A 24,023-nucleotide genomic window follows, 5' to 3' on the forward strand; every position below is an offset into this window, starting at 1 on the left:
AGATAAAAAACTGCCAAGAAAAGAGAATTTTCTTGACAGTTTCTTATTAGCTTGCTTTATCTTTTTCTTGATTTCCATAAATATCAATACCTGCTTCATTTAGCATCCATTCAATATGAACACCATATCCAGAGGTTGGATCATTAACAAATACGTGAGTAACGGCACCTATGACTTTTTCATTTTGGATAATCGGACTTCCGCTCATACCTTGAACAATACCACCTGTTTTATCCAATAATTCTTCATCTGTGATTTTAATGACCATTCCTTTAGTTGCTGGGAACTTTTGAGGAACAGAGCTAACGACTTCTACATCAAATTCCTCAACCTTGTCATTATCAACAACTGTTAGGATTTTTGCTGGACCTTCTTTGACTTCGTTAGATAAAGCAATTGGCATCGCCTTATCCATTATACCATTTGTAATATCTTGATTTAGTTCACCAAAGATACCAAAAGGACTATTACGTGTAATATTACCGATAATTTTGCGATCTCCTGAAAACCTAGCTAGTTTTTCACCTGGGTTTCCGTTACTACCCTTTTCAATTGAAGTAACAGTTGATCGAACGATTTGACCATTTTCAACAACAATTGGCTTTTTCGTATCCATATCAGAAATCACGTGACCCAATGCTCCATATTTCTTAGATTTTGGATCGTAAAATGTCATGGTTCCAATACCTGCTGCTGAGTCGCGAATATACAATCCTATTCGATATGAACGATCATTTTCGTCTTTTAGTGGATACAGTTTTGTTTTAACTTCTTGATCTTCTCTCGATAACACTAAATCAAGTGGCTTACCAGTATTACCGGCATCTTGAATAAATGGAGTAACATCGCTCATTTGCTCAATTTTCTTCCCATTTATCTTTGTAATAATGTCGCCTACTTCCACTCCAGCAATTTCACCTGGAGACTTCTTACCTTCTGCAGTATTAATTTGATGGTGTCCAACCACCAATACGCCAAGAGTATTCAGTTTTACACCAATTGACTGACCTCCAGGAATGACCTTGAAATCAGGTAACACTTTTACACCTGTTTTTTTCACCGGAAAGCCAGCAAGATCAAAAACAACTTCACCTTCTCCTGCTTTTTTCCCATGAACATCAAGTGTTTTACCATCCGTATTTTTCTGAACAGTAAACGCTGTCTCTGCATCTTGAGAAGCATTTACAGGTATCGAACGATTCACGCTCACATTTTGTGACTCAAATACCGTCATATTTTTAGGTATTTTAACGTATTCTTGAACTTCTTTCATAAAACCTAAACTCATTAATAAAACAAGGAGAAGTACACCAATTATTTTTCTGATTTTATCTGTCTGCAAAAACCTTCACTCTCCTCGCTCCTAACCCACACCATATCTTCTAATATGGCTACAGTTTTAATGTAGCCTTTTAAGGCCTTATTTATAACTGTAATAGATAGAAATTTAAAGGATTTGTTGTAAGAATTAACATCATTTTGAAAGCGAAAAAAGGCTTATCTTACCATAAATAAAAATCAAAAAAGCTGCCAACTTATATAGTGGCAGCTTTCACTTAACGTTTTGCCGAAGAAGCAAGTAACAGAAGTTCTTTTGCATGTTCCTTTGAAAGCTCTGTTACTTCCACCCCGGCAATCATTCGACCGATTTCTTTCACTTTCTCGTCTTCTACCAATGGCTTAACACTTGTTTTGGTTCGACCCGATTTTGTTTCTTTTGCAATATATAAGTGTGTATCAGCCATCGCAGCGACCTGTGGAAGATGTGTAATACATAGAACTTGAGAACCGTTAGAAACTCGGTAAATTTTTTCAGCAATAGCTTGAGCAACACGCCCACTAACACCTGTATCAACTTCATCAAATATAATTGAAGTAATTCCTTGGTGCTGTGAAAAAATACTCTTCATCGCAAGCATAATCCGTGAAAGTTCCCCACCTGATGCTGTTTTATTTAATGGTTTTAATGGCTCACCAGGGTTAGTCGAAATATAAAATTCAATTTCTTCTGCACCTGTAGAAGTATATCTTATCTCGTTAACATTGCTTCTTTTTTCTTTCATATTAACATCAAAGCTTGTTTTCTCCATATATAGCTCTTTAAGCTCTTGATGAATTTCATTAACTAACAACTTAGCATGCTTCTGCCTAATCATTGAAAGGTTTTTCGCCTCAATGGATAAATCTTCTGTAACTGATAGAAGCTCTTTTTGTAATTTAGTTAAATGGCTATCTTTATTTTGAATCGTATCAATTTCCTCTTCAATCTTAGCTGAATATGTCAAAATCTCTTCAACGGATTGACCATATTTTCTCTTTAAAGTGTTAATTTCATTCAATCTACCCTCAACGTAATTCAGTCGTCCAGGATCAAATTCAAGAGACTCCAATTCATTTCTTAGCTGATACGAGATGTCTTCCAACATATAAAAAGCGTTTGAAACGGTCTCTGAAAGTTCCTTTAATGTAGAATTAATTTGGCCCACATTCTCAAGCTGACTCATGGCAAGCCCTATCCAATCTAACCCCTTTTGTTCTCCATGAAGAGAATTATAGCCATTTTTTAGAGCGTCATATATCTTTTCATAGTTGGATATTTGATTTTTCTCTTCTTGTAATAGCTCGTCCTCTTTTGGCTGTAAATCCGCCTTTTCAATTTCGTCTAATTGAAATTGTAGTAAGTCAAGCCGATGCGCCATTTCCTGTTCATTTTCAGAAAGCTGGGTGATTTTCTTTTTAAGTCCATCATAATGTCGATAAACATCTAAATAAGCTTCTAGTGCATCTTTTACTTCTTGCCCACCATATTGATCTAGTAACGAAAGGTGATTTTCTTCGTTCATAAGCTCTTGATTATCATGCTGCCCGTGGATATCAACCAAAAGCTGACCAACTTCTCTTAAAACAGCAATAGTTACTAACTTTCCATTAATACGGCAAATACTTTTCCCCGTTGAAGACATGTCTCTTCTAAGAATAATCATTCCATCACTAACATCAATTCCGAACTCTTCACATCTTTGATAAACAGGATGGTTTGTACCATCTAATAAAAATAATGCCTCTAATTCTGCTCGTTTTTCTCCATACCGAACAAATTCAGAAGATCCTCTTGCTCCGGCTAATAAATGGATTGCATCAATGATTATTGACTTTCCAGCGCCGGTTTCACCAGTTAATACGGTTAGTCCTCTCTCAAAAGAAATGGTTAAAGATTCGATAATTGCAAAGTTTTTTATTGATAATTCCGCTAACAAACAGAATCACACCTCTTATAATAATAATAATTTCTGTTACTTTATTTCCTAAGGAATTAAAGCATATCTAAGAAACGTTGTGTGATTGTATCCGTGTCATTTGGTGTTCGACAAATGATTAGAATTGTATCATCACCACAAATCGTTCCTAAAACTTCATCCCAATCAAGGTTATCAATTAAAGCCCCGATAGCATTTGCATTTCCTGGTAAAGTTTTCATCACAAGCATATGCCCTGCAGAATCCACCTTAACAAACGCATCCATTAAGGCACGCTTTAGTTTTTGTAATGGATTGAACCTTTGGTCTGCAGGTAAGCTGTATTTATATCGTCCATCAAGCATTGGTACTTTAACTAAATGCAGCTCTTTTATGTCCCGAGAGACGGTTGCCTGGGTTACATTAAAGCCCATACCTTTTAATAAATCAACTAATTCATCTTGTGTTTCAATATCATTATTTGTAATTATTTCACGTATTTTTATATGTCTTTGTCCTTTATTCATATCAAGCACCCCTTTTGCATTGATGCAATTCTTCTTTTTTTGTATGTTTATACTCCTCATCTTATATTAAATCCTTGTAAATGTACAGATTTAATAAAAATGCTTTAGAAAAACTGCATAAATTAATACAAAATTGGATTATGTATTTCTTTGTTGATTATTGGCAATTGCATGAATATACAGACACTTCCTATAAAAACCAAATTGAAAAAAACAGGAAAATAGCTAGGGCTATTAATCCTGTTTATCACTTTGCCTTTTTTCTTTTAGTGTGGCATGTGCTTCTTCTACTACTTGTTTTGCTGATTTTTGAAAAGTATTTGTTCCTTTTTCCTGATTACCTTCCCATCTTATATGAAGAAGGAACTCAATATTTCCATCTCCTCCCGTTATCGGGGAAAATGAAAGGTTGAGAATGTCATACCCTTCCTTTAGGACGAATTCCATCATTTCTTTTAGAACATGCTCATGAACCTCTGGATCACGAACAATACCTTTTTTTCCTACAAATTCTTTTCCAGCCTCAAACTGAGGTTTTACAAGAGCAATAATATCACTTTCTGCACGTAAAATTGTTTTAAGAACAGGAAAAATAAGTCTTAAAGAAATAAATGAAACATCAATGGATGCAAACTCTGGCATTCCTTTTTCAAAATCAGCTGGAGTTACGTAGCGGAAATTTGTTCGCTCCATAACAACAACACGTTCATCTTGTCGAAGTTTCCAAGCTAATTGATTATACCCCACATCAAGTGCATAAGATAACTTTGCACCGTTTTGGAGGGCACAATCTGTAAATCCACCTGTCGATGAGCCGATATCAATCATAATTTTGTCACTAACATTAATATCAAATTCCTTTATTGCTTTTTCCAGTTTTAAGCCACCACGACTTACATAAGGAAGGGTTTGACCTTTTATTGTTAATACAACATCTCTTGATACTTTTTCACCGGGTTTTTCCAATCGTTCTTCATTACCATATATAAGACCTGCCATTATTGCACGCTTTGCTTTTTCTCTTGTATCAAACAAACCATTTTCTACAAGAAGGATATCTACTCTTTCTTTTTTACTCATGAGCGAAGTACCTTTTTTTCTTTTTTAGGAATCATAGTATCTAATTTGTTAACTACATGTTCAGTCGTCATCCCGATTTCCTCAAGAAGCTTAGATACACTTCCATGTTCAATAAATCGATCTGGAATACCGACTCTTGAAATAGCAGTTTGCGTATATTGATGTTCCTGAGCAAATTCAAGTACAGAACTTCCAAAACCACCTTGAAGAACAGCTTCTTCAATTGTCAAAATAGGGATTCCTTCAGCAAAAATTTCATGTAGCATTTCTTCATCTAAAGGTTTTATGAAACGTGCATTTACAACTCGAATTGATTTTCCTTGTTTCTCTAAGATTGCGGCAGCTTCCATTGCCATTTCAATTGTCGTGCCAAAAGTTAAGATAACAGCATCCGTACCTTGCTTTAACACTTCCCAAGTACCTATCGGAATTACTTTAAGCTCTTCGTCCATTGCTACACCTATACCATTTCCTCGAGCATAGCGAAGCGCAATCGGACCATCATTATATTTAAGTGCCGTATTAACTAAATGCTGTCCCTCATTTTCATCTTTAGCCATCATAACGACAATGTTTGGAACATGTCGTAAAAAAGCAATGTCAAATACACCTTGATGTGTTTCACCATCAGCACCAACTAAACCAGCTCGGTCAATTCCGATGAAAACATTTAAGTTTTGACGACAAATATCATGAACGACCTGGTCATAAGCTCTTTGTAAGAAAGTCGAGTATATCGCTAAAAACGGCTTCATATCTTGTGTCGCCAGACCTGCTGCTACTGTAGCGGCATGCTGTTCAGCAATTCCAACATCAAACATACGATCAGGAAATTCCTGAGCAAAAGCTTCTAATTTAGAACCAACAGGCATTGCTGGTGTAATAGCTACAATTCGTTCATCTTCACGTGCAAGTTTTTGAACTGTATCGCTTACTAATTTACTCCAAGCAGGACCTATTACTTTTGGTTTTACAAAGTCACCCGTTTCAATCTTATATGGACCTGTTCCGTGCCAGGTGCCAACTTTATCAGATTCTGCAGGTTGATACCCCTTACCCTTCTTGGTAATGACATGAAGTAAGACAGGCCCTGAAGTCTTTTTAGCATATTGAAGATTTTCAAACAAATCATCATAGTTATGTCCATCAACAGGACCTAAATAAGTAAAGCCTAGTTCTTCAAAAAAGACGCCTGAAACTAGCATATACTTTAAGCTGTCTTTCACTCGTTCAGCTGTAGCCGCAAGCTTCCCACCTACTGCAGGAATCTTCTTCAATAGATATTCCAGCTCATCTTTAACCCAATGGTATTTGCCAGCTGTACGGAGTCTTCCAAGGACATTATGAAGTGCCCCAACATTTGGAGCAATCGACATTTCGTTATCATTTAAAACAACAATCATATCTTTTTGCTCATGTCCAATATGGTTTAATGCTTCTAGGGCCATCCCACCTGTTAAGGCACCGTCTCCAATAATTGGAATAATATGTTCTTTAGATTTTTTAATGTCTCTTGCAATCACCATCCCCATTGCAGCGGAAAGTGATGTAGAACTATGACCGGTTTCCCATACATCATGTTCACTTTCATCACGTTTTGGAAATCCAGAAAGTCCTTTATATTGGCGTAACGTATCAAAATCACCAGCACGACCAGTTAAGATTTTATGAACATAAGATTGATGACCAACATCCCAAATAAATTTATCCTGAGGACTATCAAACACTTTATGAAGGGCAATTGTTAATTCAACAACACCCAAATTAGGTCCAATATGCCCACCTGTTTCAGATAATTTTTCTATAAGAAATTGACGAATTTCTGCACTAAGTTTTTCGAGTTCATTGTTAGATAATGTTTTTAAAAAGCTAGGGTCTTTAATGGATAGAAGATCCAAATGGATCACTCACTTTCAATTCAGTTTGATTCTCTAGTCGATTTCATTACTTCTATTATATTCTTGTCTATCTATTTTAACGTATATATCTAATATTTGAAAACGTTTTTAAGAATTCAATCATTCTCTGTCTTTGAAAATCGTAACGTTTTGCAAGCAAAAAAAACTTACCATAAAAATGCTATAATTACAATGATTTATGTATATAATTGACTTTTATTAAGCTTGAAAACGTTTAATCATTATGCAAAATAAAGATATCTAAAAAAAAACCGTTACCAAACGGAAACGGTTTTTAATCAATGATCTCTTTTGGCAATTAAGTCACACATTTGTTCTAATAATTCAGATGGAACAGACAGGCTTTTTATTAGTTGTTTTGCTTTTGTAATGTGATCCTCAAGCTTTGTTTTTGCTCCTTGCATCGTTAAGAGTGAAGGATATGTTGTTTTTTCATTAACCGTATCAGAGCCTACGGGCTTTCCTAGTTTATCTTGGTTTCCTTCTAGATCTAAAATATCATCTCGGATTTGGAACGCAATTCCAACATGATAGGAAAACTCTCGTAGCTTGTTAATATCTTCTTCTGGAGCTTCAGCTAATATAGCTCCAGCAATAATACTAAAAGCGAGTAGTTTTGCTGTTTTGTTTTCATGAATAGACTGAAGCTCTTCTATGCTTAACTTTTTTGCTTCGCCTTCCATGTCAGCAACTTGTCCACCAACCATTCCTTCTGCACCAGATGCTTTAACAAGTTCAGTTATTAGTCTAAGCTTCTGTTCAGCTGAACAAGTTGGATCGTTTGCAATTAGGGCAAAGCTTTGAGTTAATAATCCATCACCAGCTAGCACAGCTATTGCTTCACCAAATACTTTATGATTTGTTGGTTTTCCTCGTCTTAAATCGTCATCATCCATACAAGGTAAATCATCATGTATTAATGAATAAGTATGAATCATTTCGATTGCACAGGCAGTCGCCAAGCCTAGTTCTTCAGGTTTATTATATGTATGAAGCACAGCTAAAACTAAAATCGGTCGTAAGCGCTTCCCACCTGCTTCTAGCGAATAAATCATTGACTCTTGTAAAGTTTTTGGAGTTTGAAGTTCTTTTATATAAGAAGGGAGTACCTCTTCAATCTTTTGTTTTCTTGTTATTAAAAAATCGTTTAACATATTTGTCACGATTTTTCTTCCTCCTGAAGCTCAAATGGCTTTAGCTCTCCATCTTCACGTAAAATAAAGTCCATTTGTTTTTCAACATGCTGAAGCTTATCATGACATAACTTTGAAAGTTCCATTCCTTTTTGAAAATATTCAATTGCTTTTTCTAAAGGAACATCACCCTCTTCAAGCTTACCAACAATTTCTTCTAACTGTTGCATTGCAGTTTCAAATGAAACTTCTTCATTTTTAGTTTGCTTTTCATCACTCATGTATTGTTCGCTCCTCTATCCCCTGAACTTGACAATCAATCTGACCATCTTTTAATTGTACTTTCAGTTTTTGCCCTGTTTTTATATCATCTACGCTTTTTATGAGCTTGTCATCTTGATAAACAAGACTATATCCACGATCCATAATCTTTAAAGGACTTAATGCATTTAGTTTAGCAAGTGTTCCTTGAAATTGCGACTGTTTATGTGTTATCAATGTACTCATTTCCCTGTTTAGCTTTTTAAGTAAAGCTTCATGCTCTAGATTTGATCTTTTAATTTGATCTTTTGGATGCACTTGAGTCAAACGGTTTTGCAAATACATATAGTTATCCCTTTTGCGTTTTATTGTTCGTTGACCTTCTTTAGATAATCGGTCCATAATTGTGTCTAGTTGCTGTTCTTTTTGTAGATAAAGCTGCTTTGGATAACGAAATGCATAAGAATTTCGGTAATGATTCAGCTTTTCTTTCTGAGAATTTACCTTCTCTTGTAAAGCTCGTTTGACCCTATTTTTCCGGTCTAACACACGATCAATCAAATCACTGGCGTGCGGAACAGCTTGCTCTGCTGCACCTGTCGGGGTTGGGGCTCGTAAATCTGCAACAAAGTCAGCAATTGTAAAGTCTGTTTCATGACCCACAGCAGAGATAATTGGCACATTTGAAGCAAAAATCTCTCTTGCCACAATTTCTTCATTAAAGGCCCAAAGCTCCTCTATAGAACCACCACCTCGTCCAACGATTAAAACGTCCAATGTTCCTAGTTTATTGGCAGTTTTAATGGCTTTTGCAACCGAAGCACCGGCTTGTACACCTTGAACAAGGGCTGGAATGAGGATTACTTTAGCTAGAGGGTAACGCCTGTTTATTGTTGTTAATATATCACGTATGGCCGCTCCAGTTGGTGAAGTTATGACTCCAACTTGATTCGGGTATTTTGGTATGGCTTTTTTATGTATTTCATCAAAAAGTCCTTCTTTTTGAAGCTTCTTCTTTAACTCCTCGTATGCTAGGTATAAGCTACCGATTCCGTCTGGCTGCATTTCCTTTACATAAACTTGATAGCCACCACTTTGTTCATAAACAGAAATTTCCCCACGCATTAATACCTTCATACCATTCTCTGGTCGAAACTTTAATGATTTATTTGCCCCAGCAAACATAACTGCTTGAATTCGTGCTTTTTCATCTTTTAGAGTAAAATACATATGACCACGGCTATGTAAATTAAAGTTTGAGATTTCCCCCTTAATCCAAATGTCTGACAAGTGTGGGTCAACATCAAATTTACGTTTGATATATTTTGTTAAAGCTGTAACAGTTACATATTTTGGTTCATTCATTTGCCTGCCTCCTTCCCTTAACAAAAAAAATTGAAGGAAGGACAGAATATGAAGTTCCATTCTGCCCTTTTTTTGAATTTCTTATTATAAGTTACTTATTTCGTTTCTAGAAATTGCTTGGCAGATTGAACAGTGTTATGCGCAAGCATAGTAATTGTCATTGGACCTACTCCACCTGGAACAGGAGTTAAATAACTTGCAACTTCTTTAGCTTCGTCAAAAACAACGTCCCCTACTAATTTTCCGGTTTCAAGACGATTAACACCAACATCAATGACAACCGCACCTGGTTTAATTTGATCGCCTTTAATAAAATTAGCTCGTCCAACAGCAGCCACCAAAATATCTGCTTCCTTTGTATAGGAAGTTAAATCTTTTGTTTTTGAATGACAATAAGTTACTGTTGCATGTTCATTTAATAATAGTTGTCCAACAGGTTTTCCAACAATATTGCTTCTTCCAACAACAACCACGTTTTTGCCAGCCATTTCTACGCCGACCGATTTTATCATTTCTACAATACCAGCAGGTGTACATGGTAAAAATGTTTCTTGCCCTGTCATCATGCGACCGATATTAATTGGGTGGAAGCCATCAACATCTTTTTGAGGTGAAATTTTCTCTACAACAGCTGTTTCATTAATATGTACCGGAAGCGGAAGCTGAACTAAAATACCATGATATTCATCATTATTATTATAGCTTTCGATCACATCAAGCAGCTCATTTTCCGAAAGACTTTCAGGGAAATGTTCTAATTTAAACCCTACACCGATTTCCTCAGCAGCTTTTTGCTTTCCTCTAATATAAGAGAGTGATGCTGGATTGTCCCCTACTAAAATAACAACAAGTTTCGGTAGCAAGCCTTTTGCTTTAATTTGTTCTACCTCAACAGCCAACTCACTTCTTTTTGTTTTAGATAACTCTTTACCATCAATTATCGTTGCAGCCATTCCTTATTCCTCCTCAATTATCCCTAATTAAATCTCTAAATTTTGTTTAATTTTAGAAAGAACACCATTAACAAACTTGCTAGAATGATCATCCCCAAATGCTTTTGCAAGTTCCACTGCTTCATCAATTGTCACATTAGCAGGTACATCTTGTTCATATTTTAGCTCATAGGCAGCCATACGAAGAATGGTTTTATCAATGTTTGCCAAGCGATCAATTGTCCAATTTACAAGATGAGGACTTATTAGCTCATCAAGCTCTTTTTCATGCTCAATTGTTCCGAAAACAAGTTGATTCATAAATTCATTAGAACGTTCTTCATCTAAAGCATGTTCAATTGCTTCATTGGGATCTGTATTACTTACATTCACTTGAAAAAGCGCTTGAAGGGCCTTTTCTCTTGCTGTTCTTCGTTTCATCCTTTACTTGCTCCTTTAATGTTAAAAAATGTCGAATGTCATAATGTGATCATAACATATCTCACAAACATATTCATTCAGAAATCACCTGTTTTTTAGGAATTCCCGAATGAAAAGGCTTTTTTCTCAAAAAACATTCGTTGTTTCTTCGATATTATCTTTTCTATCTATACGTTTATGTAAAGCATTCAAAATTGTTCTACTATCAATATAACCAGTCCTAGAGAATCTATAATCATATGATACCGAATTCATGCTAGAAAAACTTGGCTTTAACCCTGGTTTTTCTAGCACACTTACCAATAATCCTTACATCCTATCATACAAAAAAAGAAACCAAAGGAAGGTCCTTTGGCTCACAGACATGTATATCTTTATTTAGAATTAGAGCATTACATTTCTTGGTCTACTTCTACTTCATTTGCTTTTGTCTCAAATTGAACACCAACAACATGAATGTTTACTTCATTCACTTCTAATGCGGTCATATTTAACAACGCTTGGCGGATATTGTCTTGAATTTTTTGGGCAACAGTTGGAATGGAAACTCCGAAGATCATGACGCAGTATACTTCGATAATAATTCCTTCCTCAGTTAAATCAACTTTTACACCTTTTCCGTGATTTTTCTTTCCCAGTCTCTCCACAACACCTGCAGCAAAATTACCACGCATTGATGCTACTCCTTCAATTTCCGAAGCCGCAATACCTGCAATGACTTCAATTACCTCAGGAGCAATCTCGACCTTACCTAAACCGTTGTTTTCAGGATTCATCTCTAAAACATTATTAGTATCTTTCAAGAATCAGCACCTCCGAGTAATTTTATGACTCCATAACCTTATGCAATTCTAGGAATTTCGTATTAAAATCTCCACTTATAAACTTTTCATGCTCAAGCAATCTTAAATGGAATGGAATGGTTGTTGAGATTCCCTCAATGACGAATTCGCTTAATGCACGCTTCATTCGAGAAATCGCTTCTTCTCTAGTTGCACCGTAAGTAATAAGCTTCGCAATCATTGAATCATAATACGGTGGAATAGAGTAACCAGGATACACCGCTGAGTCCACTCTAACACCCAACCCACCTGGCGGCAAGTACATCTGAATCTTACCAGGTGACGGCATGAAGTTCTTTTCAGGATTTTCTGCGTTAATACGACATTCTATTGACCACCCATTAAAAGTAACTTCTTCTTGTGTTACAGACAATTTTTCACCAGAAGCAACTTTAATTTGTTCTTTGATTAAGTCAATTCCAGTTACCATTTCTGTTACTGGGTGTTCCACTTGAATACGCGTATTCATTTCCATAAAGTAATACTTCTTATTCACATGGTCAAAAATAAACTCAACTGTTCCTGCTCCAGTATACGCAACAGCTTCTGCAGCTTTTACCGCTGCATCACCCATTTGTGCTCGAATTTCTTCAGTTAACGCAGGAGATGGTGTTTCTTCAATTAGCTTTTGAAGTCTTCTTTGGATAGAGCAATCACGCTCACCTAAGTGAATTGTGTTACCATGGCTATCTGCTAACACCTGGATTTCAACATGGCGGAAATCTTCAATGTATTTTTCAATATATACACCAGGATTCCCAAATGCTGTAGCAGCTTCTTGCTGAGTAATTTCGATGCCTTTTACTAAAGCTTGCTCATCTTGTGCAACACGAATCCCTTTTCCGCCACCACCAGCTGTAGCTTTAATTATAACAGGATATCCCATCTCATTTGCTAGTTTTTTGGCATCATCAATACTTTCAATAATTCCTCTTGAACCTGGTACAATCGGTACTCCAGCTTCACGCATTGTTTCGCGCGCAACATCTTTTGTTCCCATTTTTGAAATTGCTTCTGCGCTTGGTCCGATAAAAATGATGTTTACTTCTTTACAAAGCTCTGCAAAATCAGCATTTTCAGCTAAAAATCCATATCCAGGATGAATTGCGTCACTTTCAGTTAGTTTTGCTACACTAATAATATTCGTAAAGTTTAGGTAGCTGTCCTTTGAAGCGGTTGGTCCGATACAATATGCTTCATCTGCAAGCTGCACATGTAAAGCTTCACGGTCTGCTTCGGAAAATACAGCTACAGTTTCGATCTCAAGTTCTTTGCATGCACGAATAATTCGAACAGCTATTTCTCCTCGATTGGCAATTAGTATTTTCTTAATCATATTTTATGCTCCTTATTCAGGCTTAACTAAGAATAAAGGTTGACCATATTCAACTAGTTGTCCATTTTCAACCAGTATTTCAACGATCTCACCCTTTACTTCAGCTTCGATTTCATTAAAGAGTTTCATCGCTTCTACAATACATACTACAGAATCATTCGTCACCTTTGAACCAACTGATACATAATTTCCTGCTTCTGGTGAAGAAGCTGCATAGAATGTTCCTACCATTGGAGAAGTGATCTTATGTAAGTTTGATGTGTCTGCTTTAGGCTCTTCTGTTTTTGGTGCAGGAGCCTCTTGCACAGGCTGTTGAGTCGGGACAGGTTGTGATTGTGTTGACGCTGCTTCCACAGTTGGAGCTGCTACCACATTTCTTACAACTGTTTCAACTTCGTGTGATTGCTTTTTCATTTTTATTTTGGAACCATCTTGTTCGAATGTAAATTCATTAATAGAAGATTGATCAATTAATTTAATCATTTCTCTTATTTCTTGTATTTTTAGCATGCTTAGGCACCCCTTTAATTCATTGATCATGTAAATACATGATCTGCTAATTTATAATCTAGTACTAAAACTTAGTCCCATAATACCATCTTACAGTACATGTGAGAAGAAATTCAACAATAATTCTACCCATTTCTTTTCGTTTCTACCGGGAATAAGTAGATTTATTTTACTATTGTGCTATATTTTAGCGTTTCCAAAAACGGTACGAGACAAAAAAAGGTCAACCCTATTCTTTAGTGCTAACCTTTCTTGTTACTTTTTAGATTATTTATCTCTTACTGGCTGAAATGTCACGATAACATCTTCCATGTTTTCCATTTCATCTTTTACAAGTAGCATGATTTCATTTGCAGCTGTCTTGCTATGTTCTTCTGCTTTAATCGTAATTTTTACATCATTTCCTTCAGCACGTACTAAAGCATCTTCAAAACCTTTTGATTTGATTAAAGTTTCTAAAAGCATTTCTTTACGAGCTGCATCATTTAAAGCTTCCATTTCGTCATAAGCATCACTTTTTTCTTCCGCTGAGGCGTTATTGCTAGCTACAATAGCCTGCAATTGCTCTTTCATCTCATTACGTTGATCATCTAATTGCATACGTAAATCTGTAAATAACTCATCGCTAGAAACACTAGAGATTACTGTTCCATCTTCTAACTCTTCTGTTTGAATGTCAGCTTCTTCTCCTGCCTCTGCACCTTCGCCTTCAGTTGCTTTACCCTCAGTTTTCTCACCTTCAGTTCCTTCTTCTTCTGCAGGTTGCTCTTCGGTAGCTTCTTCAGCTGTTGCATTTTCACTAACTTCTTGGTCTTCTCCTGTCATCACGATATTACTTGTTCCACCTTCAGGAGATGTTACATAATAAACTGATAATACCACCACTAAACTTAACATTGTTAATAACCAAACTGTTTGTTTTTTCAACATCATCTATTCATCCTCCTTCATTTTTTTCGATGCTACAGCTACACGATGGCTAGGTACTCCCAGCACCCGTGTCACTGACTCTACTATTGTTTTTTTTATGTGAATGTTGTCAGCACCCTCAGCTACAATTAGAACCCCGCGGATTTCCGGCTTTTGTGTTTGAACAATAATTGGAGTCTCTTTTTCACCATCCTGGATGATAACAACTTGTTCATCAATTGATTGATCTTCCACTTCTCGTTTCCCACCTTCACGATCAGTTTCTGTTGTTTTTTGGCTTTGGGAAACGCTGTTTTTTTCAATTATTTTCTTTGCTGTTGAATCGACATTTACAACAACATGTACATTTCCTACACCTGAGACAGTTTCAAGCACTTCTTTTAATTGATTTTCGTATTCAGCCTCATAATCAGAGATGGAGCCAGTCGTATCACCCTTTGCCTGCTTAAACACTTCTGTACTTTCAGATCCTTCGGTACTAGATGTGACCGGTAGTGCATTTTGTACAGAATCCTCACTACTTGTAAAGAGATTACTAAACAGCATGAATGCTACGCCTAGCACAAATACGAGAATAAAATAATGATATTTAGATGGTTTTTTAGAATCTGACTGACCAAGCATTGACTTTAGCTTATCAATGAAGCTTTCTTTATTACTCATTTAATGACTCCTCCCCCCTTTCCAAGTCTATTGAGATTTTTTCTTCTTCAACTTCCCAAATTTCAGCTAATGATGCTGTCATTTTCGCTACTTGAACTTCATCCACTTGCTCTTCTTTTACTAATTCATTTGTCGTATCAATGGAGACAGGTTGAACAACTTCAACCGACCCATCCTCTGCAGCTTCTTTTACTACATTTGGTTTTAAGATGACCTGAATATGTTGCAAGTCTTTTTGAGAATTGATTTCTTCTACTTGTTCGTTTTCGGAAAGGTGGATCGTATCAATCATGACATCATAACTTTGCACCAGCTCCTCTTCTGCCATCGTTTTCATTTGGACAGCCATTTGTTTTAAAATATATGCACGTTGTGAGGCTTGTATTTCTTTTTTCTGAAATTCTATTAAATTTTTTCCGGTTTCACCTTCTGAAGAAGCTTGTAATCGGAAATCATTCAAAACGTCATTCATATCTGCAGAAAATATTTTAAAGATTGGATTAATAATGACAATGATTAACAATAAACTGATAACCATCTTCGCATATTTCTGCATAGATGAATTTGGTAGAAGCAGGTCGATAACAACAGCCAGCAAAATAAATACGATAATATTGGTAATCCATTCTGTTAAAAATGACATCGTAGATTCCTCCTTTACCGCATCATCATTGTCAGATTTCCTGCAGCAATGATGACAGTTAAACTCAAGAAAAACATGAGAGAAACGATTGCTAGTGCTGCAAAGATATAAATAACGCTTTTACTAATAATATCTAAACAGGTGATAACCGGACCTCCGCCAAGCGGCTGAAGGATAGATGCAGCAAATTTATAAATAAATGCTAGAGATAATACTTTAATCGCCGGAAATGCGGCAATAAATAAAAGAATCGCTACCCCGATTACACCTACTGTATTCTTTAATAAAACTGAAGCACTAATCACTGTATCAGTTGCATCAGTAAACATCCGACCTAGTACTGGTATAAAATTTCCAGTAATAAACTTTGCTGTACGAATGGTGATTCCATCTGACACAGCTGCAGATGCACCCTGGACGGATATCACCCCAAGAAAGATTGTTAGAAATGAAGCTAGTAAGCCGATGCTTATATTTCTTAAAAGTCCCGCTAGCTGAGTTACTTTATATTGATCTGTTAACGTACTAACAATACTTAATAAAGCCGATAAAAATAGAAGTGGTAAAACTACATTTTGGATTAATAATCCACTAGTGTTCATTAAAAAAATAATCACTGGGTGGAAAAATGCCGCTGAAATGATTCCCCCTGATGAAGCCATTAAGGCTAATAACAACGGTATAAGAGCTAAAATAAAATTTGTCATTGACTCGATTGCATTAGTTGTATATTCAATCGCAACATGGAAACTGTTCAATGCAATAATTATTAACACCATGTATACCAATGCGTATGCAACTTTACTAACAGTACTCTGGTTAAAAGCATTTTGCAGCAACTGAAGCAGCATACTAAAGATGGTTAATAATATTAATGTACCAAGCAGCTTTCCATTTGCGATTAATTCATGAAACAAAAACTTGAGAAATGCCTTCATCCATTCTTGAAAGGAAAGCTCTTTTTCACCACTTAAAAATTGAAGCAAGCTTCCTTTCTGACTTTCTGGTAAAAATCCCCCGTATTCCGTCATTACCGCATCCCAATATGTTTTAATATCGGTGACATCAAGTTTCTCAACTTGTTCATTTACAAATGTTTCTGCATTCAATTCCATTTCCGGATCTTCCGTTTCCTGAGGTGCTGTCGTGGAGGCTTGTACACTTATTGGGATCGCAAGAAAAATAGAAACAAAGAGTAAGATATAAAGAAATGCTCTCATTCACACACCTCCACTAAAACATGTCAAATAGAGTAATAATTGTAGTGATTCCTAGTTAATTCGTGGATGTTTTCTTATGTTGAGAGGTCAGAGATAGTTTTTAGGGCGCTGTAGCCCTGTATGAGATAAAAATTAAGTTCCAGGTATCATCCCAAGGACTGTTTCAATAATGACAGTTAAAATAGGAATCGCCATTGTTAATATCAGAATTTTCCCACCCAATTCAATCTTAGATGCGATAGCACCTTGTCCAGCATCTTTCGTGATCTGTGCACCAAATTCTGCGATATAAGCAATTCCAATGATTTTCAAAATAGTCTCTACATAAATGAGATTTACATTTGCATTAAATGCAATTCTCTCTACCATCCTAACGATTTCATACACCTGATCTATTAAAAACAGAAAAATAACACAGCCGACAAACACAACAAGCATAAAGGCGAAGGTCGGCTTTTGTTCTTTTACAATAAGGGCGAGAAAGGTTGCAATTAGCCCTAGTCCGACGATTTGTATGATTTCGATAGTTGTCGCCCCCTTACCCTTGGAAAAGAAAGACAGATTTTATCTTCTTGAATAGATCATCTACTATGGAAGCGACCATGAATAAGATATAAATAAAGCCAATGAGTGTAACCCATTGTGCGTATTCTTTTTTTCCCATTTGATCTAAAATTGTGTGAAGAAATGCAACGACGATTCCTATCCCGGCAATTTGAAAGATCGTGTTAATATCTACACCCACCTAAAGACGACTCCCTTCCACTTCTACATCAATAAAATAACTAAAAGTAATCCTGATAATACACCCAAACTTTTCACCATTTTTTCATAGCGATTTTGACGGTCAATGGCATCTGCTTCTTCTCTTTCTAAATGAGAAAGGGCTAATTTTATATGCTTCTGCTGTGAAACACGATCATGCTGTCCTAAGGTTTCCCCAAATTGCTTAAGGACTTCGTACTCTCCTTGCTTAAATGCTGTAAAACGCCAAATTTCTTGAAGACTCTCCTCCCAAGCCCCTTTGACACTTGTATGACCCTTAACCAACTTTTTAGCAAACTGTTCAAAAAACCATGATAACGGCTTAGGCAGCTGCTTTGAGATATTTTGGGACGCAACAATAAGAGAGGTATGACCATACATAATTTCTGCTTCCAGTGATTGTAAAGCAACCTTAAGCTGCCTTAGTTGCCTCGTTCTTTGACTCAAGTGCTTTGCCGCTTCTAAACCCACCCAGGTTGTTGCAATGACAATGAGGATCGCACCTACCCATTTAATCATTTATGCAACACTTCCTTTTTTAGTAAGTGTTGACCATGATTGTTTACTATTTGTTGAACCGTTCCTGGGCCATCCCTTCTAGTCAGCTCTACATAACGATCAAAGACGTTGGCTTCGAATAACGCTTTTAAGCTTGGGCGATTCAACAACTCACTTGCACGATATCCATGTACCGTTACAAATAATTGAACTCCAGCATGAACAGCCTCCATTACAGCTTCTGCATCCTCTAACGTACCAATTTCATCAACAACCAACACGTCAGGACTCATTGACCTGATCATCATCATCATTCCTTCAGCCTTTGGACAAGCATCAAGAACATCCACACGTTCACCTAATTGATGCTGCGGAACACCCTTTACACACCCGGCAATTTCCGATCTTTCATCAACAATTCCTACTTTTTTTGATTCAATTTGTTGATACCCATTACTAATTAAGCGAGCGAAATCTCTTAATAGAGTCGTTTTTCCTGTTTGAGGAGGGCCAATAATTAATGTATTCAACCATTTTTGTTGATAAAGATAGGGAATATATTTCTCAGCGATACCTATCTTTTCTTTTGCAATTCGGATATTAAACGATGTTACATCACGAATGGCTTTAACTCGTCCATTTTCTGTAATGACTCGTCCAGATAAACCGACTCGATGTCCTCCTCGGACGGTTATATAACCCTTTTTTAGTTCATCCTCTAATGTGTAAATGGAGTAATGACTTAGCTCATTTAATAGATTGATTGAATCCTCATAGGTTGTGTTATAAGAAAGAAAGACAGGCTTTCCAGCAATAATCACTTCAACTCTTTTCATAACACGTATTCGGATTTCTTCTATTCGAGACAGACTTGCAGGGTGAAGCTTCACAAGTTCTTTGCTAATCGATTCCGGAAGCATTTCTATCATTTCCTTCATTTCGCTTCCTCCTATTAACCTATTCGTTACTCTAATGTATGCAGGCTTGACCATAATCATTACTTATTTACATAATGTTTTGTAGGAAGTAGACGCGTTCACTTATAAATTCCAAATAAGATAAAAAACACCCCAAGACCGATAAATAATAATTTGGCATAAGATAATTGATCAGCAATGTGAAAGATTCCAATCGTCATTGTTACAATAAAAATGACTGGACCTACAATTGCTAACAAAGAATTGATCGTAACAGCCTTCTTTACATCATTAAAGACAAGCATTAATATCGCAGCTGTAAGTTCAATTGAAGCAGATAAAAACCTCAGTCCAGCCATTGTCATAACAGTAGAATCAATATGAGAGAATATTCGTTTCATGTTGTCCTCCTAAAACACAGTTTGTACAACATATGCTGCAAAGCGAAAAATTAGACAGAAAAAAAGAGATGCATACTCTGCATCTCTTTTCCTTACTATATTAAATTATGCACGTGAAACATAAGAAGCTTCAGTTGTGTTAATGATTAAGCGATCACCTTGGTTGATAAAGAATGGAACTTGAACTGTTAAACCAGTTTCTAGAGTAGCTGGTTTAGTTCCACCAGAAGCAGTGTCTCCTTTAATACCAGGTTCTGTTTCTGTTACTTCTAGTTCAACTGAATTTGGTAATTCCACCCCTAGAGTTTCTGTACCAAACATCACAATTTGAACTTCCATATTTTCTTTAAGAAACTTTAATTCATACTCAATTTGAGATGAGTTTAATTCAATTTGATCATATGTTTCTGTATCCATAAACGCATGTTGGTCACCATTTGCATATAAATATTGCATTCTGCGTGTTTCAATTTGCGCTTTTGCTACTTTTTCACCCGCACGGAATGTTTTTTCTTGAACAGCACCTGTACGTAAGTTACGTAATTTTGAGCGAACAAACGCTGCTCCTTTTCCAGGTTTTACGTGTTGGAAATCCATTACACGCCAAATGCCGTTGTCTACCTCGATTGTTAAACCTGTGCGAAAATCATTTACTGAAATCATTTAAAAAATCCTCCTAGTGATATATAAATAAGGAATGGTAAACGAATATTTACATCATTCTCTATAAGAAAAGCGCTGGAGCTAGACACCAAAACTTATCACAAAATTTTATACTATTATAAAATAATAAGATCTTTCGGTGAATGAGTTAAAGACTCATTTCCTTTTTCCGTGATTACTGTATCATCCTCAATTCTTACTCCACCAAGGCCAGCTACATAGATACCCGGTTCAACCGTGACAACCATCCCTTGCTCAAGAATTGTATCCGATTTAAAGGATAGGGCTGGACCTTCATGAACCTCCATACCAAGACCATGTCCGGTAGAATGCCCAAAGTACTCCCCATATCCTTGCTCTTTTATGTAATCACGTGTTAAGGCATCTGCTTGTTTACCAGTTAAACCTGGCTTAATGCCGCTCATGCCTCGTAATTGAGCCTCTAGAACAATCGAATAGATTTTCTTAAGCTCATCACTTGGTTCACCTACTGCAAACGTTCTAGTAATATCTGAACAGTATCCTTTGTAGTATGCACCAAAGTCAAGTGTTACAAAATCACCTTTTTCAATTTCCTTTTCACTCGCTACACCATGAGGTAAAGCCGAGCGATAACCTGAGGCTACAATGATGTCAAAAGATGATGAAACTGCTCCGTTTTTTCTCATAAAAAATTCAAGCTCATTTGCCACGTCAATTTCTTTTAACCCTGGTTTTATGTAAGTTAAAATGTGCTTATAAGCCGCGTCCGCTATTTCAGCAGCTTCCTTTAATATCTTAATCTCTGCTGGTGACTTAATCAAGCGTAACTTTTCCACAGCACCTGAAACTGGAATAAATTCACTGCTCTTTAATGCTTCTTTGTACGAAGAAAATAATTGATAAGTTAAAGAATCTTGTTCAAAACCAAGTCGTTTTATACCAAGCTTTTCAACTTGATTTGCTACCTCCTCAATAATTGGACCAGTATGCTGAACAATTTCAAAGCCTTCAACTTCCTTTGCTGCTTGTTCTGTATAACGGAAGTCTGTTATAAAAACTGCTTTGTCTCCTGAAATGACTACCACACCAGCCGTACCGGTAAAACCAGTCATATATCTTCTATTATAACTGCTCGTTATTAAAAGACCGTCAATTGATAATTCTTTAAAACGTTGACGAATTTTTTCAAGTTTCATATTTTAGCCTCCAATTCGTTCTTTTAATGCTAATATCGCCAGCTCATATCCTTTAAAGCCGAGTCCAATAATTTGCCCAACTGTAACCGGTGCTGTTACAGATGTATGTCTGAATTCCTCTCTTGCATGAATATTTGAGATATGTACTTCAATGACTGGTATAGAGATGCTCGCAATCGCATCACGTATTGCATAACTATAATGTGTAAAAGCACCAGGGTTTATAACAATACCATGATATTGCTCACTCGCTTCATGAATCGCATCAATTAAATCACCTTCATGATTTGATTGAAAGCATGTAACCACACAATTTACTTTTTCACCAATTGTTAAAAGGTCTTTCTCCAGATCGGTTAATGTTTTTGAACCGTATATTTCAGGTTCTCTTAATCCAAGCCTGTTTAGATTTGGACCATTAATAACTAAAACCTTCATGACTCCCCTACACCTCACAGTTAATCCTTAAGTTAAACTAGTCTGTTAATATCGCAAAGAAGCACACTTCACAATGCAATTAACAAATAAGCTTATACATAATAGTATAAAAAAAGAATGTTCATCACATGAACATTCTATCATATCTAAACATATCTCTACTAATGTTTCCTTCAGCTTTCCGGATTCGCTTGGAATTCATTATAATCAAATGAAATCGAGTAACCAACAAATGCACCATATAAAATATAAAGACATAATGTAGTAACAACAGTTCCACGTGGTAGTTCAAAAACCGTATCCAAATTAGGAAAGATTGGATTTAACACAAAGAAAACCAATGCCCACAAGGCTCCACCAAATGCAACACCAATCCACATGGATTTAAATCGTTTCAGTAAAGCAAAATAAGCTAATGCCACACCGATAGATACAAGACCAAGGATAACGATACTTATTAGTTGCCCTAAAGTGCCATCCTTCCAATCTCCTAATGCGAATGGCTGAAGAATTAAGTTTGGACTAACCTCCGTAAAATTTAAAAAATAAGAAAAATATGCTAGCAAGCTCCAAAATACTCCTCCAACAAAACCTGTAGATATTGTTTTTCCGATCGTTGACATTGGTTCTTCTTTCTTGTTCTGTTCTAATTTAGGATTATCTTCCAGCTTTTGTTCATCATCATTTTGTTTCTTTTTATCCGCCATTTTCCAACACCTCCATTATTACTATGTCCAATTTTTTGATTGTCCATGTTTTTAGAAATACAGTTTTTTGATGAAGAAATTAAAAAACTGTATTAGAGTTATTGGTGCACGAAAAAATCTTTTACAACAAAGATGAGCTAGGTAAGTTTATGTGCACCAAGTCGAGATAATTTTCAAATAAAATGGAAATTCCATGTCTAGCAGGAAAAAGCATGGGTATAATGTAAATAAAGGAATGTTTTCCAAGCAATTGGTTACACTAACGAAGATGACATGGGGGCTAAGTTTTTATTTTGACAAAATATCCAACCATGAACAGAATAAGAAAGTCGCAATCATATTGTTCATTTCTAAACATCGCTCTAGAGGTTTCCTTTTAAATTCTGTATTATAGAGATAATAGCTAAACATTGTATTAGGCGTTGTTTACTTTAATTAAGAATTAGGAATAGATAGGTTGGTGTCATATGTCAAATCAAAACAAGCCTGCATATGGTGGGCAAGCTGTTGTCGAGGGTGTTATGTTTGGTGGTAAGCATCATTATGTAACAGCAATTCGTCGAAACGATAACTCAATTGATTATTTTCATTTACCTAGAAAAAATCAATCTGTTTTATCAAAACTTAAAAAAATCCCCTTTTTAAGAGGTATTATTGCCATTATCGAAGCAAGTGCAAATGGTTCAAAGCATCTAAATTTTGCTACTGAACGTTTTGAAGTAGATCCTGAAAATGATGAAAAAATGTTAGCTGAGAAAAAGAATGACTCAAAGCTTACGATGTGGCTGGGAATTGCAGCTGTTGGGGTACTTTCATTTTTCTTCGGAAAAGTCATTTTTACTCTTCTACCCGTTTTTTTAGCAGAATTTTTCCGCCCCCTTATACCATCAGATTTCGGGCAAATTCTCTTAGAAGGCGCTTTCAAACTTATGTTACTACTAGCATATATATATGCTATATCTTTTACACCTTTAATTAGGAGGGTGTTTCAATACCACGGGGCAGAGCATAAAGTAATTAATACTTATGAAAACAACTTGGAATTAACAGTAGAAAATGTCCAAGGTCAATCCAGGTTGCATTACAGATGTGGTAGTAGCTTTATTTTATTTACTGTGATTGTTGGTGTGTTTGTTTACACTCTTGTTCCGACTGACCCTCTATGGCTGCGAATCGTGAACAGACTAGCCTTGATTCCTGTTGTATTAGGTATTTCCTTCGAGGTGTTACAGCTAACGAATAAGGTTCGTGAAATACCAGTGTTACGCTATTTAGGATACCCAGGACTCTGGTTACAGCTGTTAACAACGAAGGAACCTACAAACGATCAAGTTGAAGTTGCGATTGCAAGCTTTAACGAATTAATTCGGATGGAAAAAGAGACAGAAACATCTACAGAACAAATTGTTTAATCGTAA

27 protein-coding genes are annotated in these 24,023 nt (G+C 36.1%); 1 reads left to right on the plus strand and 26 read right to left on the minus strand.

The window, feature by feature from the left end; all coding sequences use genetic code 11:
* Positions 1–46 precede the first annotated feature (46 nt).
* The 26 genes from spoIVB to LPC09_RS17035 all read right to left on the minus strand — a co-directional run bounded on the left by spoIVB (position 47) and on the right by LPC09_RS17035 (position 22,605).
* The gene (gene spoIVB, locus LPC09_RS16910; protein WP_098796040.1) at positions 47–1,342 is read right to left on the minus strand and encodes a SpoIVB peptidase; all 1,296 of its coding nucleotides are present in this window, start codon (positions 1,340–1,342) and stop codon (positions 47–49) included.
* Between the two features lie 214 nt (positions 1,343–1,556).
* Positions 1,557–3,257 (minus strand): DNA repair protein RecN, encoded by a 1,701-nt coding sequence (recN, locus tag LPC09_RS16915; RefSeq protein WP_098796039.1) that lies wholly within the window; start codon positions 3,255–3,257, stop codon positions 1,557–1,559.
* A 56-nt stretch (positions 3,258–3,313) separates the two neighbouring features.
* On the minus strand, positions 3,314–3,763 hold the full coding sequence (gene ahrC / locus LPC09_RS16920; protein ID WP_098796038.1) for a transcriptional regulator AhrC/ArgR: 450 nt from the start codon (positions 3,761–3,763) through the stop codon (positions 3,314–3,316).
* A gap of 234 nt (positions 3,764–3,997) precedes the next feature.
* Positions 3,998–4,843 (minus strand): TlyA family RNA methyltransferase, encoded by an 846-nt coding sequence (locus tag LPC09_RS16925; RefSeq protein WP_098796037.1) that lies wholly within the window; start codon positions 4,841–4,843, stop codon positions 3,998–4,000.
* Positions 4,840–6,741 (minus strand): 1-deoxy-D-xylulose-5-phosphate synthase, encoded by a 1,902-nt coding sequence (gene dxs / locus LPC09_RS16930; protein ID WP_231307861.1) that lies wholly within the window; start codon positions 6,739–6,741, stop codon positions 4,840–4,842. The genes LPC09_RS16925 and dxs overlap by 4 nt, the downstream gene beginning before the upstream one ends.
* Positions 6,742–7,040: 299 nt before the next feature.
* Positions 7,041–7,925: a polyprenyl synthetase family protein gene (locus tag LPC09_RS16935; protein ID WP_231307862.1), complete on the minus strand. Its 885-nt coding sequence runs from the start codon at positions 7,923–7,925 to the stop codon at positions 7,041–7,043.
* On the minus strand, positions 7,922–8,176 hold the full coding sequence (locus LPC09_RS16940; protein WP_098796035.1) for an exodeoxyribonuclease VII small subunit: 255 nt from the start codon (positions 8,174–8,176) through the stop codon (positions 7,922–7,924). The genes LPC09_RS16935 and LPC09_RS16940 overlap by 4 nt, the downstream gene beginning before the upstream one ends.
* Positions 8,169–9,521, minus strand: coding sequence for an exodeoxyribonuclease VII large subunit (gene xseA, locus LPC09_RS16945; protein ID WP_231307863.1), 1,353 nt, complete (start codon positions 9,519–9,521; stop codon positions 8,169–8,171). The genes LPC09_RS16940 and xseA overlap by 8 nt, the downstream gene beginning before the upstream one ends.
* A gap of 95 nt (positions 9,522–9,616) precedes the next feature.
* The gene (gene folD / locus LPC09_RS16950) at positions 9,617–10,474 is read right to left on the minus strand and encodes a bifunctional methylenetetrahydrofolate dehydrogenase/methenyltetrahydrofolate cyclohydrolase FolD (RefSeq protein ID WP_098796033.1); all 858 of its coding nucleotides are present in this window, start codon (positions 10,472–10,474) and stop codon (positions 9,617–9,619) included.
* 27 nt (positions 10,475–10,501) lie between these two features.
* Positions 10,502–10,894, minus strand: coding sequence for a transcription antitermination factor NusB (gene nusB, locus LPC09_RS16955; RefSeq protein WP_098796032.1), 393 nt, complete (start codon positions 10,892–10,894; stop codon positions 10,502–10,504).
* A 392-nt stretch (positions 10,895–11,286) separates the two neighbouring features.
* Positions 11,287–11,670 carry an Asp23/Gls24 family envelope stress response protein gene (locus LPC09_RS16960; RefSeq protein WP_098796077.1) on the minus strand — a complete coding sequence of 128 codons (384 nt, stop codon included), beginning with the start codon at positions 11,668–11,670 and terminating at the stop codon, positions 11,287–11,289.
* 49 nt (positions 11,671–11,719) lie between these two features.
* Positions 11,720–13,072 carry an acetyl-CoA carboxylase biotin carboxylase subunit gene (accC, locus tag LPC09_RS16965; RefSeq protein WP_098796031.1) on the minus strand — a complete coding sequence of 451 codons (1,353 nt, stop codon included), beginning with the start codon at positions 13,070–13,072 and terminating at the stop codon, positions 11,720–11,722.
* A gap of 12 nt (positions 13,073–13,084) precedes the next feature.
* Positions 13,085–13,582 carry an acetyl-CoA carboxylase biotin carboxyl carrier protein gene (accB, locus tag LPC09_RS16970; protein WP_098796030.1) on the minus strand — a complete coding sequence of 166 codons (498 nt, stop codon included), beginning with the start codon at positions 13,580–13,582 and terminating at the stop codon, positions 13,085–13,087.
* Positions 13,583–13,849: 267 nt separating this feature from the next.
* Complete coding sequence (locus LPC09_RS16975; RefSeq protein WP_098796029.1) at positions 13,850–14,515, minus strand: SpoIIIAH-like family protein; 666 nt, start codon at positions 14,513–14,515, stop codon at positions 13,850–13,852.
* Positions 14,516–15,175, minus strand: a complete 660-nt coding sequence (spoIIIAG, locus tag LPC09_RS16980) for a stage III sporulation protein AG (protein WP_231307864.1) — start codon at positions 15,173–15,175, stop codon at positions 14,516–14,518.
* Positions 15,168–15,818, minus strand: coding sequence for a stage III sporulation protein AF (gene spoIIIAF, locus LPC09_RS16985; protein WP_231307865.1), 651 nt, complete (start codon positions 15,816–15,818; stop codon positions 15,168–15,170). Before spoIIIAF ends, spoIIIAG begins: the two co-directional genes overlap by 8 nt.
* 14 nt (positions 15,819–15,832) lie before the next feature.
* The gene (gene spoIIIAE / locus LPC09_RS16990) at positions 15,833–17,038 is read right to left on the minus strand and encodes a stage III sporulation protein AE (protein WP_231307866.1); all 1,206 of its coding nucleotides are present in this window, start codon (positions 17,036–17,038) and stop codon (positions 15,833–15,835) included.
* 132 nt (positions 17,039–17,170) lie between these two features.
* Positions 17,171–17,563, minus strand: a complete 393-nt coding sequence (gene spoIIIAD, locus LPC09_RS16995; RefSeq protein ID WP_176551010.1) for a stage III sporulation protein AD — start codon at positions 17,561–17,563, stop codon at positions 17,171–17,173.
* A 13-nt stretch (positions 17,564–17,576) separates the two neighbouring features.
* Positions 17,577–17,783: a stage III sporulation protein AC gene (gene spoIIIAC / locus LPC09_RS17000; protein ID WP_026558844.1), complete on the minus strand. Its 207-nt coding sequence runs from the start codon at positions 17,781–17,783 to the stop codon at positions 17,577–17,579.
* A gap of 23 nt (positions 17,784–17,806) precedes the next feature.
* Positions 17,807–18,322: a stage III sporulation protein SpoIIIAB gene (gene spoIIIAB, locus LPC09_RS17005; protein ID WP_231307867.1), complete on the minus strand. Its 516-nt coding sequence runs from the start codon at positions 18,320–18,322 to the stop codon at positions 17,807–17,809.
* Positions 18,319–19,239 (minus strand): stage III sporulation protein AA, encoded by a 921-nt coding sequence (gene spoIIIAA / locus LPC09_RS17010; protein ID WP_098796023.1) that lies wholly within the window; start codon positions 19,237–19,239, stop codon positions 18,319–18,321. Before spoIIIAA ends, spoIIIAB begins: the two co-directional genes overlap by 4 nt.
* Before the next feature lie 98 nt (positions 19,240–19,337).
* Positions 19,338–19,619, minus strand: a complete 282-nt coding sequence (locus LPC09_RS17015; protein ID WP_231307868.1) for a YqhV family protein — start codon at positions 19,617–19,619, stop codon at positions 19,338–19,340.
* Between the two features lie 105 nt (positions 19,620–19,724).
* The gene (gene efp / locus LPC09_RS17020; protein WP_098796021.1) at positions 19,725–20,282 is read right to left on the minus strand and encodes an elongation factor P; all 558 of its coding nucleotides are present in this window, start codon (positions 20,280–20,282) and stop codon (positions 19,725–19,727) included.
* A 116-nt stretch (positions 20,283–20,398) separates the two neighbouring features.
* Positions 20,399–21,460, minus strand: a complete 1,062-nt coding sequence (locus LPC09_RS17025) for a M24 family metallopeptidase (protein WP_098796020.1) — start codon at positions 21,458–21,460, stop codon at positions 20,399–20,401.
* Between the two features lie 3 nt (positions 21,461–21,463).
* Entirely contained in the window at positions 21,464–21,898 is a 435-nt protein-coding gene (aroQ, locus tag LPC09_RS17030) for a type II 3-dehydroquinate dehydratase (protein ID WP_231307869.1), read from the minus strand.
* Positions 21,899–22,071: 173 nt separating this feature from the next.
* On the minus strand, positions 22,072–22,605 hold the full coding sequence (locus LPC09_RS17035; protein WP_231307870.1) for a YqhR family membrane protein: 534 nt from the start codon (positions 22,603–22,605) through the stop codon (positions 22,072–22,074).
* A gap of 467 nt (positions 22,606–23,072) precedes the next feature.
* Here LPC09_RS17035 and LPC09_RS17040 point away from each other — a divergent pair, with 467 nt between their 5' ends.
* A complete protein-coding gene (locus LPC09_RS17040) occupies positions 23,073–24,017 on the plus strand; it encodes a DUF1385 domain-containing protein (protein WP_098796018.1) in 945 nt (314 codons plus the stop codon).
* Positions 24,018–24,023: the final 6 nt, after the last annotated feature.

The organism is Metabacillus sp. B2-18 (assembly GCF_021117275.1).
Taxonomy (GTDB): Bacteria; Bacillota; Bacilli; order Bacillales; family Bacillaceae; genus Metabacillus.

Bases quoted from the DNA above. Each gene is read 5' to 3' on its own strand.
- ahrC (WP_098796038.1), bottom strand. From the start codon at position 3,763: ATGAATAAAGGACAAAGACATATAAAAATACGTGAAATAATTACAAAT.
- LPC09_RS16925 (WP_098796037.1), bottom strand. From the start codon at position 4,843: ATGAGTAAAAAAGAAAGAGTAGATATCCTTCTTGTAGAAAATGGTTTG.
- LPC09_RS16940 (WP_098796035.1), bottom strand. From the start codon at position 8,176: ATGAGTGATGAAAAGCAAACTAAAAATGAAGAAGTTTCATTTGAAACT.
- xseA (WP_231307863.1), bottom strand. From the start codon at position 9,521: ATGAATGAACCAAAATATGTAACTGTTACAGCTTTAACAAAATATATC.
- folD (WP_098796033.1), bottom strand. From the start codon at position 10,474: ATGGCTGCAACGATAATTGATGGTAAAGAGTTATCTAAAACAAAAAGA.
- nusB (WP_098796032.1), bottom strand. From the start codon at position 10,894: ATGAAACGAAGAACAGCAAGAGAAAAGGCCCTTCAAGCGCTTTTTCAA.
- LPC09_RS16960 (WP_098796077.1), bottom strand. From the start codon at position 11,670: ATGAATCCTGAAAACAACGGTTTAGGTAAGGTCGAGATTGCTCCTGAG.
- accC (WP_098796031.1), bottom strand. From the start codon at position 13,072: ATGATTAAGAAAATACTAATTGCCAATCGAGGAGAAATAGCTGTTCGA.
- accB (WP_098796030.1), bottom strand. From the start codon at position 13,582: ATGCTAAAAATACAAGAAATAAGAGAAATGATTAAATTAATTGATCAA.
- LPC09_RS16975 (WP_098796029.1), bottom strand. From the start codon at position 14,515: ATGATGTTGAAAAAACAAACAGTTTGGTTATTAACAATGTTAAGTTTA.
- spoIIIAG (WP_231307864.1), bottom strand. From the start codon at position 15,175: ATGAGTAATAAAGAAAGCTTCATTGATAAGCTAAAGTCAATGCTTGGT.
- spoIIIAF (WP_231307865.1), bottom strand. From the start codon at position 15,818: ATGTCATTTTTAACAGAATGGATTACCAATATTATCGTATTTATTTTG.
- spoIIIAE (WP_231307866.1), bottom strand. From the start codon at position 17,038: ATGAGAGCATTTCTTTATATCTTACTCTTTGTTTCTATTTTTCTTGCG.
- spoIIIAB (WP_231307867.1), bottom strand. From the start codon at position 18,322: ATGATTAAATGGGTAGGTGCGATCCTCATTGTCATTGCAACAACCTGG.
- spoIIIAA (WP_098796023.1), bottom strand. From the start codon at position 19,239: ATGAAGGAAATGATAGAAATGCTTCCGGAATCGATTAGCAAAGAACTT.
- LPC09_RS17015 (WP_231307868.1), bottom strand. From the start codon at position 19,619: ATGAAACGAATATTCTCTCATATTGATTCTACTGTTATGACAATGGCT.
- efp (WP_098796021.1), bottom strand. From the start codon at position 20,282: ATGATTTCAGTAAATGATTTTCGCACAGGTTTAACAATCGAGGTAGAC.
- LPC09_RS17025 (WP_098796020.1), bottom strand. From the start codon at position 21,460: ATGAAACTTGAAAAAATTCGTCAACGTTTTAAAGAATTATCAATTGAC.
- aroQ (WP_231307869.1), bottom strand. From the start codon at position 21,898: ATGAAGGTTTTAGTTATTAATGGTCCAAATCTAAACAGGCTTGGATTA.
- LPC09_RS17035 (WP_231307870.1), bottom strand. From the start codon at position 22,605: ATGGCGGATAAAAAGAAACAAAATGATGATGAACAAAAGCTGGAAGAT.
- LPC09_RS17040 (WP_098796018.1), top strand. From the start codon at position 23,073: ATGTCAAATCAAAACAAGCCTGCATATGGTGGGCAAGCTGTTGTCGAG.